The sequence below is a fragment of the Enterobacter sp. R-1.6.2 genome, assembly GCF_035064085.1.
Classification (GTDB): Bacteria; Pseudomonadota; Gammaproteobacteria; order Enterobacterales; family Enterobacteriaceae; genus Enterobacter; species Enterobacter asburiae_B.
Map to the genome: position 1 here is coordinate 1 of NZ_JASEYI010000012.1, position 16,601 is coordinate 16,601.

Below are 16,601 nucleotides of genomic sequence, written 5' to 3' on the forward strand. Positions count from 1 at the left end.
GCAACGCGGCTTTCGCTCACCGTTGCGAGGTGGCGTATATTACGCTTTCCTCTTTCAGAGTCAACCCGTTATTTCAGAATTTTTTCTCGTCAACCGACCGGGTTGTTTGTGAAGTGATTCACATCCGCCGTGTCGATGGAGGCGCATTATAGGGAGTTCTCAGCAGGCCGCAACCGCTAAATGACAGAAAAATGACTGACTGCTGCATTCCACAGCAAAACCCCGCCTTATACCTTTTTACACACAGACTTATCCACAATGATACGAAAAAGTGAAAATGTGCGAGCGTTGCGCAAACGTTTTCGTTAAAATGCTCGCGCTTAATAAGGATGCCCCGTCAGGTGTGTTAGATGAGTTTTTCGCAGGAAAATTCATCTAACGCTCTCTGTAATCGTGAAATCCAGGGGATTTACCATGCAACAACGTCGTCCAGTCCGCCGCGCTCTGCTCAGTGTTTCTGATAAAGCCGGTATCGTCGAATTCGCTCAGGCACTTTCCGCACGCGGTGTGGAGCTGCTTTCTACAGGCGGTACCGCTCGCCTGTTAGCAGATAAAGGTCTGCCGGTAACCGAAGTGTCCGATTACACCGGTTTCCCGGAAATGATGGATGGACGCGTCAAAACCCTGCATCCGAAAGTTCACGGCGGTATTCTTGGCCGTCGCGGTCAGGACGACGCCATTATGGAACAGCATGACATCGCCCCAATCGATATGGTTGTCGTTAACCTCTATCCGTTTGCCCAGACCGTTGCTCGCGAAGGCTGTTCTCTGGAAGATGCCGTAGAGAATATTGATATCGGCGGCCCAACCATGGTGCGCTCCGCGGCCAAGAACCATAAAGATGTGGCCATTGTCGTAAAGAGCAGCGATTACGAAACCATTATTAATGAGATGGATGCCAACGAAGGGTCACTGACTCTGGAAACGCGTTTCGACCTCGCCATCAAAGCCTTCGAGCACACCGCGGCGTACGACAGCATGATCGCCAACTACTTCGGTAGCCTGGTGCCTGCTTACCACGGTGAAAGCAAAGATCCTTCTGGCCGCTTCCCGCGCACCCTGAATCTGAATTTCATTAAGAAGCAGGATATGCGTTACGGCGAGAACAGCCACCAGCAGGCAGCCTTCTATATAGAAGAAGAGGTTAAAGAAGCCTCTGTTGCGACCGCTCAGCAGGTTCAGGGCAAAGCGCTATCCTATAACAACATTGCTGACACCGACGCCGCGCTGGAATGCGTGAAAGAGTTCAGCGAGCCGGCCTGCGTTATCGTTAAGCACGCGAACCCATGCGGCGTTGCCGTGAGCACCTCTATTCTGGATGCCTACGATCGCGCGTACAAAACCGACCCGACCTCCGCGTTCGGCGGCATTATCGCCTTCAACCGCGAGCTGGATGCTGAAACCGCGCAGGCCATCATCTCCCGCCAGTTTGTTGAAGTGATCATCGCGCCATCGGCCTCCGAAGAAGCGCTGAAAATCACCGCGGCAAAACAGAACGTGCGCGTGCTGGTTTGCGGCCAGTGGGCAGAACGCGTGCCGGGCCTGGACTTCAAGCGCGTGAACGGCGGCCTGCTGGTTCAGGACCGCGATCTGGGTATGGTGACAGAAGCCGACATGCGCGTGGTAACGAAACGCCAGCCTACCGAACAGGAACTGCGTGACGCGCTGTTCTGCTGGAAGGTCGCGAAGTTCGTCAAATCCAACGCCATCGTCTACGCCAAAGAAAACATGACTATCGGGATAGGCGCAGGCCAGATGAGCCGCGTTTACTCCGCGAAAATCGCGGGCATTAAAGCAGGCGATGAAGGTCTGGAAGTAAAAGGCTCCGCCATGGCTTCTGACGCCTTCTTCCCGTTCCGTGACGGTATCGACGCGGCGGCTGCAGTGGGCATCACCTGTGTGATCCAGCCTGGCGGCTCAATTCGCGACGACGAAGTGATTGCCGCTGCCGACGAACATGGCATTGCAATGATCTTCACCGACATGCGCCACTTCCGCCATTAATTCCCGGAGCAGAAAATGAAAGTATTAGTGATTGGTAACGGCGGACGCGAGCACGCTCTGGCGTGGAAAGCGGCGCAGTCTCCGCGGGTGAAAACAGTCTTCGTGGCACCGGGCAACGCCGGTACCGCGCTGGAACCCGCGCTGCAAAACGTGGCTATTGGCGTAACCGATATTCCTGCGCTGCTGAGCTTTGCCCAGAGCGAGAAAATCGATCTGACGATTGTGGGCCCGGAAGCGCCGCTGGTGATCGGCGTGGTGGATGCGTTCCGCGCGGCGGGTCTGACAATCTTCGGGCCAACGGAAGGCGCCGCGCAGCTGGAAGGCTCCAAAGCCTTCACCAAAGATTTCCTCGCGCGTCATAACATCCCGACGGCGGAATATCAGAACTTCACCGAAGTGGAGCCAGCCCTGGCCTACCTGCGTGAAAAAGGCGCGCCGATTGTGATCAAGGCCGACGGCCTGGCCGCTGGTAAAGGCGTGATCGTGGCGATGACGCTCGAAGAAGCGGAAGCCGCGGTTCAGGATATGCTGGCGGGTAACGCCTTTGGCGACGCGGGCCACCGCATCGTGATCGAAGAGTTCCTCGACGGTGAAGAGGCCAGCTTTATCGTGATGGTCGACGGCGAGCACGTTCTGCCGATGGCCACCAGCCAGGACCACAAGCGCGTGGGCAATGGCGATTCCGGCCCGAATACTGGCGGAATGGGCGCTTACTCCCCCGCTCCGGTAGTGACTGATGAAGTCCACCAGCGCACCATGGATCGCGTCATCTGGCCAACCGTGAAAGGGATGGCGGCGGAAGGCAACACCTACACCGGTTTCCTCTATGCGGGTCTGATGATCGACAAGCAGGGTAACCCTAAGGTCATCGAATTCAACTGCCGCTTTGGCGATCCGGAAACGCAGCCCATCATGCTGCGCATGAAATCCGATCTGGTGGAACTGTGTCTGGCAGCCTGCGAAGGCAAGCTCGACGAGAAAACCTCAGAGTGGGACGAGCGTGCGTCTCTGGGCGTGGTGATTGCTGCAGGCGGTTATCCGGGCAACTACAACACCGGGGATGAAATCCACGGCCTGCCGCTGGAAGAGATTGACGGTGCGAAGGTGTTCCATGCGGGTACGAAGCTGGCTGACGACGATCGCGTCCTCACCAACGGCGGACGCGTGCTGTGTGCAACCGCGCTGGGCCATACCGTGGCAGAAGCGCAGAAACGCGCCTATGCGCTGATGGCGGATATTCACTGGAACGGCAGCTTTAGCCGTCAGGATATCGGTTATCGTGCGATTGCGCGCGAGCAGGGCGAGTAATTTCACACCCTAACCCTCTCCCTCAAGGGAGAGGGGATTTAAATCAAAAACTCTTCTCTGTCGGCTGCCAGGTGCAGAAGTCTTCGTTCGCCACCAGCAGCAGCTGAGAGCCTTCCGGCGCTTCCAGCCACGCCACACTCACCTCCATTGATGAATGACGCTGACGGCGTTGAATGTGTTCGGTTGCCCAGGATTCGAGCTCGGGCTTGACCGTCTGCCCTTCGCAGGTTGTCACCGTCCCATCGGCATGCCAGCGCCCCTGGCGCAGCACAACGCGGCCCAGACGAAGCGCATCGCTGGTCTGGCGGATTTGTTCGGCACGATAACGGTAGAGGGCAATTTGATCGCTGGAAAGCTGCTGTTTTTGACCGCTGACCTCGCGCTGCATAAAGCTCAGCTCGCCATGGTCGTCAAAACGCACTTTCACGTGTTCGGGGGTCTTGCTGTAGACGTTCAGTTCAATCAGCGACAGGTCATCTCCCTGCCAGCGATATTCCGCAGTCGACGTATTGCCGTTATGCCACGGGCTGAAGGCAGAAAGCAGATGCACTTCGCCGCCGGAATCTTTGCGCCAGATCCTCACAGCACCCTGGTTGTCCGCGTAGCCGCTGGCGGTAAACGGCGGCAGGGAGGTGTCGTGGCTGCAGGCTGACAGCAGCAGCATGCCTGCCAGCGCGAGCGTTCCACGCCAGAAAGACAAAAGGGGCGTTGCCGCCCCTTCGCTAAAACTGTTCACTGCCACGCGTCTTACTTAACAGCGTCTTTCAGTGCTTTACCAGAAACAAATGCCGGCACGTTAGCTGCGGCGATTTTGATTTCTTTACCGGTCTGCGGGTTGCGGCCAGTACGCTCAGCGCGGTGGTTCACTTTGAAGGTACCGAAACCAACCAGTTGCACAGCATCGCCTTCTTTCAGAGACTCAGTAATAGCAGCCAGGGTAGATTCCAGAGCAGCTTTAGCCTGCACTTTAGACAGATCAGCCTTGTCCGCAATTACATCAATCAGTTGAGTCTTGTTCATAAGTTATCCTTTCAATGTGTTTATCGCTTGCTAAGCATCGAGTGCGACGAAAATGCCAAAAAAGCACTCTCCTGCATACACGCACCGATAGCCACTTTTTTTCGCCCCCCAAATGTAGACCAGACAAGGGGCGAAAGGGAAGAGTCGAGGAGCGACAAAACGGGCGTTATCTCAAGATTTATTGTCTCATTGGTTAAAAATTATACCAATATTGCTCTCAGCAGCCTCTCGTAAGTCCGCGCGCAGCCCTTTTATCAGCTCAATATCGCGTTCTTCGCACTCTGCCAGCAGGCGGAAAATTTCCCACTGAATGTCCCATTCTTGCTCAACCGCCGGGTTCGCACGCAGCTCTTCGTCGGTCATCTCGCGACCTTCCTGGGTCATTTCCAGCATCGCGACGGTCGTAATCGATGCCTTACTGACTTCAACTGCGTGCTCCAGCGTTTCACCGCTCAGACGGGAGTGGAGCAGTTCGCTTAACGCCACGCAGGCATCAATCGCCGGGTAGACACCGTACAGGTCAAAATCATCCGCAGCCGGAATCGCCTCTTCCAGCTTTTCCAGCTGGGAGTCGAAGTTCACCTTCGCGTCTTTCACCGTCAGCGTTTCCCAGATCAGATCCAGAATGCGGCGGTAGATATGGCCATCACCAAAGCCCGTCTCCTTACAGAACGCGGCATAGTTGGGATACATGCGCTCGCACAGGCAAGCCATAAACGTCACGTGCTGCCAGCTTTCAAGTTTCTCAAGGCGCAGGTGAATCGGGTTTTGTAGCATGATGATCTCTCGAATCGAAAATTAGGCGCAGTTTACCCGAATCATCGCTGAATTTCCTGCCAACGAACAAAAGCCGGACGCGAAGATGCCACGGCGTCTGCCCAGCGCGTCGGCTCCGGCAAGCGGTAGCCCTTCATGCAGCGCTGCACCCACGCCAGGGCGCTGTCCATGCTCACCCGATGCCCCGTGGCGATAAAGAGCGGATTACAGCGTGCCTTGCTGCGCCAGACCCACGCTAGCTGCTCACCTTTATGGATAAGCGGCGCCAGCGCGCCCGGCTCGTCTGAAAGAGGTTCAAACGCGCCGCACAGGCGTTTCTTGGCAACGCCAATGGTCGGCACATCCACCAGCAGCCCAAAGTGGCTGGCAACGCCTAAACGGCGCGGGTGTGAGATACCGTGTCCATCGACAAACAGCAGGTCAGGTTTTTGCGAGAGTTGCTCCCACGCTGCCAGCAGCGCGGGATATTCGCGGAAGGAGAGAAAGCCCGGAATGTACGGCATGGTGGTCGCGATACGCGCAACCTTGTACTCCACCAGTTCAAGCGAAGGGTATTTCAGTACCACCATCGCCGCTCGCGTCACTTCCCCACCCTGCTCAAATCCGACGTCTGCTCCGCCAATGTACTGCGGAGGATCTTTATCCAGACGATCCTCGCGGATCACCGATGAAGCCAGTTCGATTTGTTGAGCGCGTAGCGACGCGAGATCCATAACCACTCCTTACTTGTGATACTGGGCAGAAAGCCGATGCACCGCCTCCACAAATACGCCTGCGTGTTCTGGCGGCACATCCTGATGAATACCGTGGCCGAGGTTAAAGACGTGGCCTTCCCCCTGGCCGAAACCAGACAGTATAGTCGACACTTCTTCTTCAATGCGGGCAGGCGGCGCATAGAGCATGGACGGGTCCATGTTGCCCTGCAGCGCCACTTTGTCGCCCACGCGACGGCGGGCATCGGCAATATCGGTCGTCCAGTCGAGGCCCAGCGCGTCGCAGCCGGTGGCCGCCATCGCTTCCAGCCACTGACCGCCGCCTTTGGTGAACAGCGTCACCGGCACGCGGCGACCTTCGTTTTCACGCAGCAGGCCGTCAACGATTTTGTGCATGTAGTACAGGGAGAACTGCTGATAATCGCGCCCGGTCAGCACGCCGCCCCAGGTATCGAAAATCATCACCGACTGCGCACCGGCCTTAATCTGCGCGTTCAGATAGAGGGTAACGCTCTTTGCCAGCTTATCGAGCAGCGCATGCAGGGCCATCGGCTCGGCGTACATCATCTTTTTAATCATGGTGAAGGCTTTGCTGCTGCCCCCTTCCACCATATAGGTCGCCAGCGTCCACGGGCTGCCGGAGAAGCCAATCAGCGGCACTTCACCTTTCAGCTCGCGGCGGATGGTGCGTACGGCGTTCATCACGTAGCCCAGCTCGCCTTCCGGATCGGGGATCGGCAGCTTATCCACGTCGGCTTTGCTTTTGATCGGGGAGGTGAAACGCGGGCCTTCACCGGTTTCGAAGTACAGGCCAAGGCCCATTGCATCCGGAATGGTCAGAATATCCGAGAAGAGGATCGCAGCATCCAGCGGGAAGCGGCGCAGCGGCTGGAGCGTGACTTCACAGGCCAGCTCGGCGTTTTTGCACAGCGACATAAAATCGCCCGCCTGCGCGCGCGTGGCTTTGTACTCTGGCAGATAGCGTCCCGCCTGGCGCATCATCCACACCGGGGTGACATCAACGGGCTGGCGCAGCAGCGCACGCAGATAACGATCGTTCTTCAGTTCGGTCATTTTTGCAGTTCCTTAAGCGTCATGGCCTCAGTGTAACACTACTCATACTCGGCCCGACACATCGCCACGGTATCTTCTATCAGCCGACGCGCCACGGTGCCCGGCGGAGGCAACAGCGGTAAATCGTCGTAGCGATACCAGTTCGCGTCCAGCAGCTCTTTCTGGTCGATAACGATCTCGCCGCTGTCGTATTCGGCCATAAATGCCGTCATCAGCGACTGCGGGAACGGCCACGGCTGGGAGGTGACGTAGCGCAGGTTCTTCACTTTGATCCCGCTCTCCTCCATCACCTCGCGCGCCACCGCCTGCTCCAGCGTTTCGCCCACTTCGACGAAGCCGGCCAGCACGGTGCGGATGCCGTTGCGATGGCGGGTATGCTGCGCCAGCAGGATGGAATCCTCCCGGCGGATAGCGACGATAATGCACGGCGCAATCTGCGGATAGTAGCGCTCGCGGCAGTGGCTGCAGAGCATCGCCCACTCGGTTTTGCTCGGACGCATGGTATGACCGCAGTAGCCGCAGTATTTATGCGAGCGGTAAAACTCTGCCAGCTGCACGCCGCGCCCCGCCAGCTGGAACAGCCCCACGTCCAGATCCAGCACCTGGCGCACAGATCCCATATCCTGGCGGCGGGGCTGTTGGATCAACCACACGGGCTCATCCTGCCACTCGCCGATCTTTAGCGCTGGCTGGCCAACAAGGTCGAACGCCTCAGCTGCGCCATAGGGGATTTCCCCGGCAGGAAGCCATAATTTTTGTTCGTGACTGACGATCCACCAACCAAGATCTGATTTTTCAATAATACGATCCATATCTATTGCACTACCTTCGCTTCACTGACATGTTGTTAGCATTGTGGTTACATTCTGGATAAGCAGATTCAATCCTACATTTTGCGGAGTCGACCATGTTAAACCAGCTGGAAAGCCTGACTGAGCGCGTTAGAGGAAGTAACAAACTGGTGGATCGCTGGCTACATGTGCGCAAGCATCTACTCGTGGCTTATTACAATCTGGTCGGTATTAAGCCTGGCAAAGAATCGTTTATGCGACTGAATGAAAAAGCGCTGGATGATTTTTGTCAGGGCCTGGTCGACTATCTGTCCGACGGCCATTTCAATATTTATGAACGCATTATCCGCGAAATGGAAGGGACAACGCCGTATTTAGCGGCCAGCAAGCTCTATCCGCTGCTTGAAGCCAACACCCAGCAGATCATGGATTACTATGATTCCGCGCTTGAGAACGCCATCGATCACGATAACTATCTTGAGTTCCAGCGGGCGCTATCCGACCTCGGTGAAGCGCTGGAAGAGCGATTCACGCTGGAAGATAAGCTGATCGCCCTCGTTCTGGACAATGATTTGAACATCAGTAACGAAGAGAACGTCGCGCGCCCTGCTTGAGTTCTTCATCGTTAACGAGTAATTTACAACCATTCGCCCCTCTCGCGAGGGGGATTTTTCTTGTCGGAGTGCCCAGCGCCTGAAAGCGCGGGCTGAGACCGTTAATTCGGGATCCGCGGAACCTGATCAGGCTAATACCTGCGAAGGGAACAAGAGTCACACTGCTGTTGTATCGCCTGAGGGCGATCCTCTCTTGCTTCATCCGTCGTCTGACAAGCCATGTCCTTCACTTTTGGAATGAGCTATGTCTACTGCAAAACTGACCCGCCGCGAACAGCGCGCACAGGCCCAACACTTCATCGACACGCTGGAAGGCACCGCTTTCCCGAACTCGAAACGCATCTACATTTCCGGCTCGCAGGCCGATATCCGCGTCCCAATGCGCGAAATCCAGCTTAGCCCGACGCTTATCGGCGGCAGCAAAGATAACCCGCAGTATGAAGACAACGAAGCCGTGCCGGTATATGACACCTCCGGACCTTACGGCGATCCTGATGTTGCCATCAACGTCCAGCAGGGTCTGGCTAAGCTGCGCCAGCCGTGGATTGACGCGCGTAACGACTGCGAAGAGCTGAGCGTCCTGAGTTCTGCGTATACCAAAGAGCGCCTGGCCGACGACGGCCTGGACGAGCTGCGCTTTACCGGCCTGCTGACGCCAAAACGCGCTAAAGCGGGCAAATGCGTGACCCAGCTGCACTACGCGCGCCGGGGCATCGTCACGCCGGAGATGGAGTTCATCGCCATTCGCGAAAACATGGGTCGCGAGCGCATCCGTAGCGAAGTGCTGCGCTATCAGCATCCGGGTGAAGGCTTTGGCGCTCGCCTACCGGAGAACATCACGCCGGAATTTGTGCGTGACGAAGTGGCCGCAGGCCGCGCGATTATCCCTGCTAATATCAACCACCCGGAATCCGAGCCGATGATTATCGGCCGCAACTTCCTGGTGAAGGTCAACGCTAACATCGGTAACTCGGCCGTCACCTCCTCCATCGAAGAAGAGGTGGAAAAGCTGGTCTGGTCCACGCGCTGGGGCGCGGACACGGTAATGGATCTCTCCACTGGACGCTATATTCACGAAACCCGCGAATGGATCCTGCGTAACAGCCCGGTACCGATTGGCACCGTCCCGATTTATCAGGCGCTGGAAAAGGTCAACGGCATCGCCGAAGACCTTACCTGGGAAGCGTTCCGCGACACGCTGCTGGAGCAGGCCGAGCAGGGCGTGGACTACTTCACCATTCACGCGGGCGTGCTGCTGCGCTACGTGCCGATGACCGCGAAGCGTCTGACCGGCATCGTCTCGCGCGGCGGTTCCATCATGGCGAAGTGGTGTCTGTCCCATCACCAGGAAAACTTCCTCTACGAACACTTCCGCGAGATCTGCGAAATCTGCGCTGCCTACGACGTATCACTTTCTCTGGGCGACGGCCTGCGTCCGGGCTCGATCCGCGACGCCAACGACGAAGCGCAGTTTGCCGAACTGCACACGCTGGGTGAACTGACCAAAATCGCCTGGGAGTATGACGTGCAGGTGATGATTGAAGGTCCGGGACACGTGCCGATGCAGATGATCCGCCGCAACATGACCGAGGAGCTGGAGCACTGCCACGAAGCGCCGTTCTATACCCTGGGGCCGTTGACCACCGATATTGCGCCGGGCTATGACCACTTCACGTCGGGCATTGGCGCGGCGATGATCGGCTGGTTCGGCTGCGCCATGCTCTGCTACGTGACGCCGAAAGAGCACCTCGGCCTGCCAAACAAAGAGGACGTGAAGCAGGGGCTGATCACCTACAAAATCGCCGCCCACGCGGCGGATCTGGCCAAAGGCCATCCGGGAGCGCAAATCCGCGATAACGCCATGTCGAAGGCACGCTTTGAATTCCGCTGGGAAGACCAGTTCAACCTGGCGCTGGACCCGTTCACCGCCCGCGCCTATCACGACGAGACACTCCCGCAGGAATCAGGCAAAGTCGCGCACTTCTGCTCTATGTGCGGGCCAAAATTCTGCTCGATGAAAATCAGCCAGGAGGTGCGCGACTACGCCGCCGCGCAGACCATTGAAGTGGGGATGGCGGACATGTCTGAAACCTTCCGCGCCAGAGGCGGCGAAATCTACCTCAAAAAAGAGGAGGCGTAATGTATAAGCCCGATTTCCCGCCTGTCCCCTACCGTTTAGGGCTCTATCCGGTGGTGGACAGCGTGGAGTGGATAGAGCGCCTGCTGGAGACAGGCGTTCGAACGATCCAGCTGCGCATCAAGGATAAACGCGATGACGAGGTGGAAGCCGATGTGGCTGCCGCCATCGCGCTTGGCCGTCGGCATAACGCCCGTCTGTTTATCAACGATTACTGGCGGCTGGCCGTTAAGCACCAGGCGTACGGCGTGCACCTGGGTCAGGAGGACCTGGAAACAACGGATCTGAGCGCTATCCGCGAAGCCGGGTTGCGTCTTGGCGTTTCAACGCACGATGACATGGAGATCGACGTGGCGCTGGCGGCCCGTCCCTCTTACATCGCGCTGGGTCACGTCTTCCCGACGCAAACCAAGCAGATGCCCTCCGCACCGCAGGGTCTGACGCAGCTGGCGAGTCACGTTAAACGCCTTGCCGATTACCCTACCGTCGCCATTGGCGGAATCAGCCTTGAACGCGCCCCGGCGGTGCTGGAGACCGGCGTCGGCAGTATCGCCGTCGTCAGCGCCATCACCCAGGCCGCAGACTGGCGTCTTGCCACCGAACAGCTGTTACAGCTGGCAGGAGCGGGTGATGAACGATCGTGATTTTATGCGCTATAGCCGTCAGATCCTGCTGGAAGATATCGCCATCAACGGACAGCAAAAGCTGCTCGCCAGCCGGGTGCTGATTGTCGGTCTGGGCGGGCTAGGCGCGCCCGCCGCGCTTTATCTGGCTGGTGCAGGTATCGGTACGCTGGTGCTGGCCGACGACGACGAGGTTCACCTCAGCAACCTGCAGCGACAAATCCTCTTTACCACCGAGGATATCAACCAGCCAAAAGCGCAAATTACCCGGCAGCGCCTGAACCAGCTCAACCCGGATATCGCGCTGATTGCCCTGCAGGATCGGCTCAGCGGTGAAAACCTGCGCCGTGAGGTCGCCCTTGCCGACGTGGTGCTGGACTGTACCGACAACATGGCGACGCGCCAGGCGATTAACGCCGCCTGCGTGGCAAATAATACGCCGCTTATCACCGCCAGCGCGGTGGGGTTCGGCGGGCAGATGATGGTCCTGACCCCGCCGTGGTCGCAGGGCTGCTATCGCTGCCTGTGGCCGGATGATGCCGAGCCGGCGCGCAACTGCCGTACGGCGGGCATTCTTGGTCCGGTGGTCGGCGTAATGGGCACAATGCAGGCGCTGGAGGCCATCAAGCTGCTCAGCGGCATGGAGACGGAACGCAATACGCTGCGGCTGTTTGATGCCCGCTCCAGCGGCTGGCGCCATCTGGCGTTACACCGCGCCAGCCGCTGCCCGGTATGCGGAGGCCGCGATGCGCATTCTGTTTAACGATGAGCCGATGAAATGCGACGACGGGCTCACCGTTGCGGTACTGCTCGACAAGCTGCGCCAGCTCAAGCCGGGAACGGCGCTGGCGCTCAATCAACAGATCCTGCCGCGCGAGCAGTGGGAACATCAGCAGGTCAATGACGGCGACCAGATCCTGCTGTTTCAGGTTATCGCAGGGGGCTGAGATGTTACGTATTGCCGATAAAGTCTTTGATTCACATCTGTTTACCGGAACCGGAAAATTCGCCTCGCCGCAGCTGATGGTGGATGCCATTCGCGAAAGCGGCAGCCAGCTGGTGACGCTGGCGCTCAAGCGCGTGGATCTGCGCCATCACAGCGATGCCATTCTGGCGCCTTTACTGGAGGCAGGCGTCACGCTGCTGCCCAACACCTCCGGTGCCAAAACGGCCGAAGAGGCGATTTTTGCCGCGCAGCTGGCCCGCGAGGCGCTCGGCACCCGCTGGCTGAAGCTGGAAATTCATCCTGACGCCCGCTGGCTGCTGCCCGACCCCATCGAAACGCTGAAAGCAGCTGAAAAGCTGGTGCAGCAAGGGTTTATCGTCCTGCCTTACTGCGGCGCCGACCCTGTTCTGTGCAAACGGCTGGAAGAGGTCGGCTGCGCCGCTGTCATGCCGCTGGGTGCCCCCATTGGCTCCAATCAGGGGCTGGAAACCCGCGCGATGCTGGAAATCATTATTGAGCAGGCTACCGTGCCGGTGGTGGTTGATGCGGGCATTGGCGTGCCCAGCCATGCCGCGCAGGCGCTGGAGATGGGCGCCGACGCGGTGCTGGTCAACACAGCCATCGCGGTTGCCGACGATCCGGTCATGATGGCGCGTGCGTTCCGCATGGCCGTAGAGGCTGGCCTGCTGGCAAGGGAGTCTGGCCCCGGCTCGCGCAGTTTCCAGGCACAGGCCACCAGCCCGCTGACCGGTTTTCTGGAGGCGATCTCATGAGCACGTTTACCGAGCGCTGGCGGCAGCTTAACTGGGACGACATTGCCCTGCGCATTAACAGCAAAACGGCGGCTGACGTGGAGCGCGCGCTGCATGCCCGCCATCTGACCCGCGAGGATCTGATGGCCCTGCTCTCCCCGGCGGCCAGCGCGTACCTCGAGCCGATGGCCCAGCGAGCGCAGCGGCTCACCCGCCAGCGTTTTGGCAACACGGTAAGCTTCTACGTGCCGCTCTATCTATCAAACCTGTGCGCCAATGACTGCACCTACTGCGGTTTTTCCATGAGCAACCGCATCAAGCGTAAAACGCTCGATGAAGGTGAGATCGCCCGCGAGTGCGCGGCCATTCGTGAAATGGGCTTTGAACATCTTCTGCTTGTCACGGGCGAACATCAGGGAAAAGTGGGAATGGACTATTTCCGTCAGCACCTTCCCGCCATTCGTCGTCAGTTTGCGTCGTTGCAGATGGAAGTGCAGCCCCTGGCGCAGGAGGAGTACGCGGAGCTAAAAACCCTCGGGCTGGACGGGGTCATGGTCTACCAGGAAACCTATCACGAGGCGACGTACGCCCGGCATCACCTGAAGGGCAAGAAACAGGATTTCTTTTTCCGCCTGGAAACGCCGGACAGGCTGGGTCGCGCGGGGATCGACAAAATCGGTCTGGGCGCGCTGATCGGGCTCTCTGACAGCTGGCGGGTGGATTGTTACATGGTGGCGGAACATTTGCTGTGGCTTCAGCAGCACTACTGGCAGAGCCGTTATTCCATCTCCTTCCCGCGCCTGAGGCCTTGCGCGGGCGGGATTGAACCGGCTTCGCTGATGGATGAACGCCAGCTGGTGCAGGCCATCTGTGCGTTTCGCCTGCTCGCCCCGGAAGTGGAATTATCGCTCTCAACGCGTGAATCCCCGGCGTTTCGCGATCGCGTTATCCCGCTTGCGATTAACAACGTCAGCGCGTTTTCCAAAACGCAGCCTGGCGGCTACGCCGACGATCGTCCGGAGCTCGAGCAGTTTGTGCCGCATGACGGACGACGTCCGGAAGCGGTCGCCGCAGCCCTGACGGCGCAGGGTCTTCAGCCTGTCTGGAAAGACTGGGACAGCTGGCTGGGAAGAACCTCGCAATGACGCTGAAACGTACTGCAACGCCATAAAAAATTGTCGAGGCACGACGAAAAGGCAAAACCGGGTGGTTGTCAGCGATCGTCCGGTTTTTTATTGTCACACGGTCAGCAACGGATGCTGACCAGGGCGAAAAGCTTCTTCCTCGTTTCGCCCTGCCTCTGGTTCATTGCGCACACGGCCGCCAGCAGGTTGAATAAGTATTTTCTTAATGGTTCTTAAGATAAATCATCCCGCCAGAAATCGTGTGTCGTATAATTCACCGCTAACCGCAGGACAGCGACTATGCTGAGAGGATATCGGCAGACGAAAAGTAATCACCATCAGGAACGATGTACAGCTCATGGCACTTCACAGCAAAAAGCTCTCTTTTACCCGGCCAATCATGCTCAGCTTCGCGGGGATCCTCTGCAGTTTTGCGGTGATCGCGATCGCGGTGACGCTTTCGCAACGAAAGGATTTTCTTGAGGATTATCATAAGATCAACAGCAATTTCACGCACAACCTGGCGGTGAACTATACCGAATCTATCCTGCGTGAAAACGACTATATCCTGGGCCGTTCCGCGATTTACTTTGCCCGCGACGACAGGCTAAACGAGACGCTCAACGTCAACCCGACGCAGGGGCTTCAGATGATGATGCATTTGCAAAACCTGATGCCGACCGTGTCCTCCATCTCGCTGGCGGACACGCAGGGGCATTATCTCCGCGCGCCGGAAGTGCTCCCCACGGAGAAGAGTAAAACCTTCGATCCCCGGACGCGGCCGTGGTTTATCGCTCAGGCCGAAGCCAGTATCTTCAGCCACTATACTCGCCCGTACATGGACTATTTCACCGGCCATCCGACGGTCACACTTTATAAGCCATTGATTTCTCCCGAAGGCAGACTGAAGGGAACGATCGCGTTTCATCTCGATTTGACGTCAATGGGCTTCACCCTGCGTCAGATGGTGGCGCCCGTCCAGGGAGAATTCTTCGTCGTTGAACGCGACGGCGCCGTTGTGCTTCACCCGGATACAGGCGCGCTCTTCAAACACTACGTGAGCGAAGCGCTGATGGACAAAATGACCAGCGGCGAAGGCCACCTTTACGATAAGAAAAGCAACGCCTGGTACTACTACTACTCGTTTACCAATCCGGACTGGTTTGTCATCTACCGGGTCTCTGGCGAGACGCTCACCGATATCACCCGCCACGAAACGACGATTGTTGGCTGGGGGTTTGCGCTGGCGGCAATCATCATCATCCTCTTCGGCTTATACCTCCGTCACGCCTCGCGTACCGTGCTGATGCACATTATCAATGCCATCAAAACCGGCGACGTCAGCGAAGCGCCGCGCCTGGAAGCGATGCTGAGCCACACTATCCAGTCCAATAAAGAGCGTGAGATGGCCTATGTGCGCCAGGCCACTCACGATGCGCTGACGGGCTGTAAAAACCGCCGCGCGTTCGATAGCGATATCGCGGAGCTGCTGAATGCCCAGCAGCCTTTCGCGCTGGCGCTGGTGGACATCGATAACTTCAAGTCGATTAACGACACGCTGGGCCACCTGACCGGTGATATCGTTCTGCGCAACGTGGCCCGCGAAGGGATCCAGATTATGCAGCCACATCACGTCTCGATTTACCGGTACGGTGGAGAAGAGTTCGCGGTAATCTTCCAGGCTGAGCAGATGACGTCTGCGCTCTCATTGCTGGAAGCCTGGCGTACCGCAGTTGAAAAACGCGTCTGGCGAGAAGAAAACCTGCGGGTTACGTTCAGCGGCGGTCTTGGGGAGTGGCATTTTGAACCGCTGGAGCAATTTGTCGGAAGCGTTGATAGCGCCCTCTACAGCGCCAAACAGCAGGGCAAAAACCGCATCAATCGAACGTCCATCAGCTAATCCTCCCTCTTTCACCCTGCCCGTTTCAACGGGCCGGGTACCCGACAATGCAAAATTGTAACCGGTTTCAGAAAATCGCCGGTTTCTTTGTGATGCCTGACACACAATCGCGGTAAACCGGTTGTTGAAGCGCTCTGCACGGGATAATTATCAATAAACACATGTAGATCGAGGCTGATTATGAAGAACATCGTTTTATGCTGTGCAGCGGGAATGTCAACCAGCATGCTGGTTCAACGTATGAAAGACGCCGCGCAGAAAAAAGGGGTTGAAGTCACCATTAAAGCCGTTCCGGTTGCGGAGTTTAAAGACAACATCGCGACGGCCGACATCGTATTGCTGGGGCCACAGGTTAAATACGAGCAGGCTAAACTTCAGGCGCAGGCCGAGCCGCTGGGTAAAAAGGTCGCGGTGATCGACATGATGGATTACGGCATGATGAAAGGCGATGCCGTCCTGGAAAAAGCGCTCAAACTCCTGGAGTCATAATGGAAGACTTAGAAACCACGATTATGGAACTGCTGGTCAATGCAGGCGCGGCGCGCAGTGCGGCCCTGACGGCGCTTCAGATGGCGCGTAAAGGTGAGTTTGACGAAGCTGAAAAAGCGATGGAAGAGTCGCGCGAATATGTGAAGCATGCGCACACGATCCAGACGCAGCTTATCGGTCTTGACGAAGGGACCGGGAAGCTTCCGGTAAACCTGATCACCGTCCACTCTCAGGATCACCTGATGAACGCGATGGTCATTCAGGATCTGGCGGGCGATATGATTGAGCTTTATCGACGGATCCCGTTGGTAAACTGATTACCTATAGAT

At 57.6% G+C, this 16,601-nt stretch carries 18 protein-coding genes and 1 riboswitch; of the genes, 12 read left to right on the forward strand and 6 right to left on the reverse strand.

Annotated features, from left to right (window positions below):
• Positions 1 to 414 precede the first annotated feature (414 nt).
• Together purH and purD are read left to right on the forward strand one after the other, a co-directional pair.
• Entirely contained in the window at positions 415 to 2,004 is a 1,590-nt protein-coding gene (purH, locus tag QMN93_RS14050; RefSeq protein WP_064673100.1) for a bifunctional phosphoribosylaminoimidazolecarboxamide formyltransferase/IMP cyclohydrolase, read from the forward strand.
• 15 nt (positions 2,005 to 2,019) lie between these two features.
• A complete protein-coding gene (purD, locus tag QMN93_RS14055; RefSeq protein WP_182382805.1) occupies positions 2,020 to 3,312 on the forward strand; it encodes a phosphoribosylamine--glycine ligase in 1,293 nt (430 codons plus the stop codon).
• 43 nt (positions 3,313 to 3,355) lie between these two features.
• Here the strand turns inward: purD and QMN93_RS14060 are convergent, their stop codons facing one another.
• The 6 genes from QMN93_RS14060 to nudC all read right to left on the reverse strand — a co-directional run bounded on the left by QMN93_RS14060 (position 3,356) and on the right by nudC (position 7,708).
• The gene (locus tag QMN93_RS14060) at positions 3,356 to 4,048 is read right to left on the reverse strand and encodes a DUF1481 domain-containing protein (protein WP_033146981.1); all 693 of its coding nucleotides are present in this window, start codon (positions 4,046 to 4,048) and stop codon (positions 3,356 to 3,358) included.
• 11 nt (positions 4,049 to 4,059) lie between these two features.
• Positions 4,060 to 4,332 carry a nucleoid-associated protein HU-alpha gene (gene hupA / locus QMN93_RS14065; RefSeq protein ID WP_002445246.1) on the reverse strand — a complete coding sequence of 91 codons (273 nt, stop codon included), beginning with the start codon at positions 4,330 to 4,332 and terminating at the stop codon, positions 4,060 to 4,062.
• 186 nt (positions 4,333 to 4,518) lie between these two features.
• Positions 4,519 to 5,109 carry a YjaG family protein gene (locus QMN93_RS14070; protein ID WP_069303510.1) on the reverse strand — a complete coding sequence of 197 codons (591 nt, stop codon included), beginning with the start codon at positions 5,107 to 5,109 and terminating at the stop codon, positions 4,519 to 4,521.
• Positions 5,110 to 5,150: 41 nt separating this feature from the next.
• The gene (nfi, locus tag QMN93_RS14075) at positions 5,151 to 5,822 is read right to left on the reverse strand and encodes a deoxyribonuclease V (protein ID WP_069303509.1); all 672 of its coding nucleotides are present in this window, start codon (positions 5,820 to 5,822) and stop codon (positions 5,151 to 5,153) included.
• Between the two features lie 9 nt (positions 5,823 to 5,831).
• Positions 5,832 to 6,896: a uroporphyrinogen decarboxylase gene (gene hemE / locus QMN93_RS14080; protein WP_193138774.1), complete on the reverse strand. Its 1,065-nt coding sequence runs from the start codon at positions 6,894 to 6,896 to the stop codon at positions 5,832 to 5,834.
• A gap of 38 nt (positions 6,897 to 6,934) precedes the next feature.
• The gene (nudC, locus tag QMN93_RS14085; protein WP_193138773.1) at positions 6,935 to 7,708 is read right to left on the reverse strand and encodes an NAD(+) diphosphatase; all 774 of its coding nucleotides are present in this window, start codon (positions 7,706 to 7,708) and stop codon (positions 6,935 to 6,937) included.
• 95 nt (positions 7,709 to 7,803) lie between these two features.
• On the opposite strand from nudC, the gene QMN93_RS14090 reads away from it, so the two are divergent.
• The 10 genes from QMN93_RS14090 to QMN93_RS14135 all read left to right on the forward strand — a co-directional run bounded on the left by QMN93_RS14090 (position 7,804) and on the right by QMN93_RS14135 (position 16,589).
• Complete coding sequence (locus QMN93_RS14090; protein WP_023334107.1) at positions 7,804 to 8,301, forward strand: Rsd/AlgQ family anti-sigma factor; 498 nt, start codon at positions 7,804 to 7,806, stop codon at positions 8,299 to 8,301.
• Positions 8,302 to 8,355: 54 nt separating this feature from the next.
• Positions 8,356 to 8,467: riboswitch (TPP riboswitch) on the forward strand.
• 78 nt (positions 8,468 to 8,545) lie between these two features.
• The gene (gene thiC, locus QMN93_RS14095) at positions 8,546 to 10,441 is read left to right on the forward strand and encodes a phosphomethylpyrimidine synthase ThiC (protein ID WP_033146986.1); all 1,896 of its coding nucleotides are present in this window, start codon (positions 8,546 to 8,548) and stop codon (positions 10,439 to 10,441) included.
• Positions 10,441 to 11,082 carry a thiamine phosphate synthase gene (thiE, locus tag QMN93_RS14100; RefSeq protein ID WP_045889037.1) on the forward strand — a complete coding sequence of 214 codons (642 nt, stop codon included), beginning with the start codon at positions 10,441 to 10,443 and terminating at the stop codon, positions 11,080 to 11,082. Before thiC ends, thiE begins: the two co-directional genes overlap by 1 nt.
• Positions 11,069 to 11,824 carry a HesA/MoeB/ThiF family protein gene (locus tag QMN93_RS14105; protein ID WP_193138772.1) on the forward strand — a complete coding sequence of 252 codons (756 nt, stop codon included), beginning with the start codon at positions 11,069 to 11,071 and terminating at the stop codon, positions 11,822 to 11,824. The genes thiE and QMN93_RS14105 overlap by 14 nt, the downstream gene beginning before the upstream one ends.
• Positions 11,808 to 12,008, forward strand: coding sequence for a sulfur carrier protein ThiS (gene thiS / locus QMN93_RS14110; protein ID WP_039262358.1), 201 nt, complete (start codon positions 11,808 to 11,810; stop codon positions 12,006 to 12,008). The genes QMN93_RS14105 and thiS overlap by 17 nt, the downstream gene beginning before the upstream one ends.
• 1 nt (position 12,009) lies before the next feature.
• Entirely contained in the window at positions 12,010 to 12,780 is a 771-nt protein-coding gene (thiG, locus tag QMN93_RS14115) for a thiazole synthase (RefSeq protein ID WP_047059535.1), read from the forward strand.
• Positions 12,777 to 13,904: a 2-iminoacetate synthase ThiH gene (gene thiH, locus QMN93_RS14120; protein ID WP_069303506.1), complete on the forward strand. Its 1,128-nt coding sequence runs from the start codon at positions 12,777 to 12,779 to the stop codon at positions 13,902 to 13,904. Before thiG ends, thiH begins: the two co-directional genes overlap by 4 nt.
• A gap of 337 nt (positions 13,905 to 14,241) precedes the next feature.
• The gene (locus QMN93_RS14125) at positions 14,242 to 15,783 is read left to right on the forward strand and encodes a sensor domain-containing diguanylate cyclase (RefSeq protein WP_069303505.1); all 1,542 of its coding nucleotides are present in this window, start codon (positions 14,242 to 14,244) and stop codon (positions 15,781 to 15,783) included.
• A 180-nt stretch (positions 15,784 to 15,963) separates the two neighbouring features.
• Positions 15,964 to 16,272 carry a PTS sugar transporter subunit IIB gene (locus QMN93_RS14130; RefSeq protein ID WP_023334100.1) on the forward strand — a complete coding sequence of 103 codons (309 nt, stop codon included), beginning with the start codon at positions 15,964 to 15,966 and terminating at the stop codon, positions 16,270 to 16,272.
• Positions 16,272 to 16,589 (forward strand): PTS lactose/cellobiose transporter subunit IIA, encoded by a 318-nt coding sequence (locus tag QMN93_RS14135; protein WP_008503455.1) that lies wholly within the window; start codon positions 16,272 to 16,274, stop codon positions 16,587 to 16,589. The genes QMN93_RS14130 and QMN93_RS14135 overlap by 1 nt, the downstream gene beginning before the upstream one ends.
• The last annotated feature ends 12 nt before the right edge of the window (positions 16,590 to 16,601 follow it).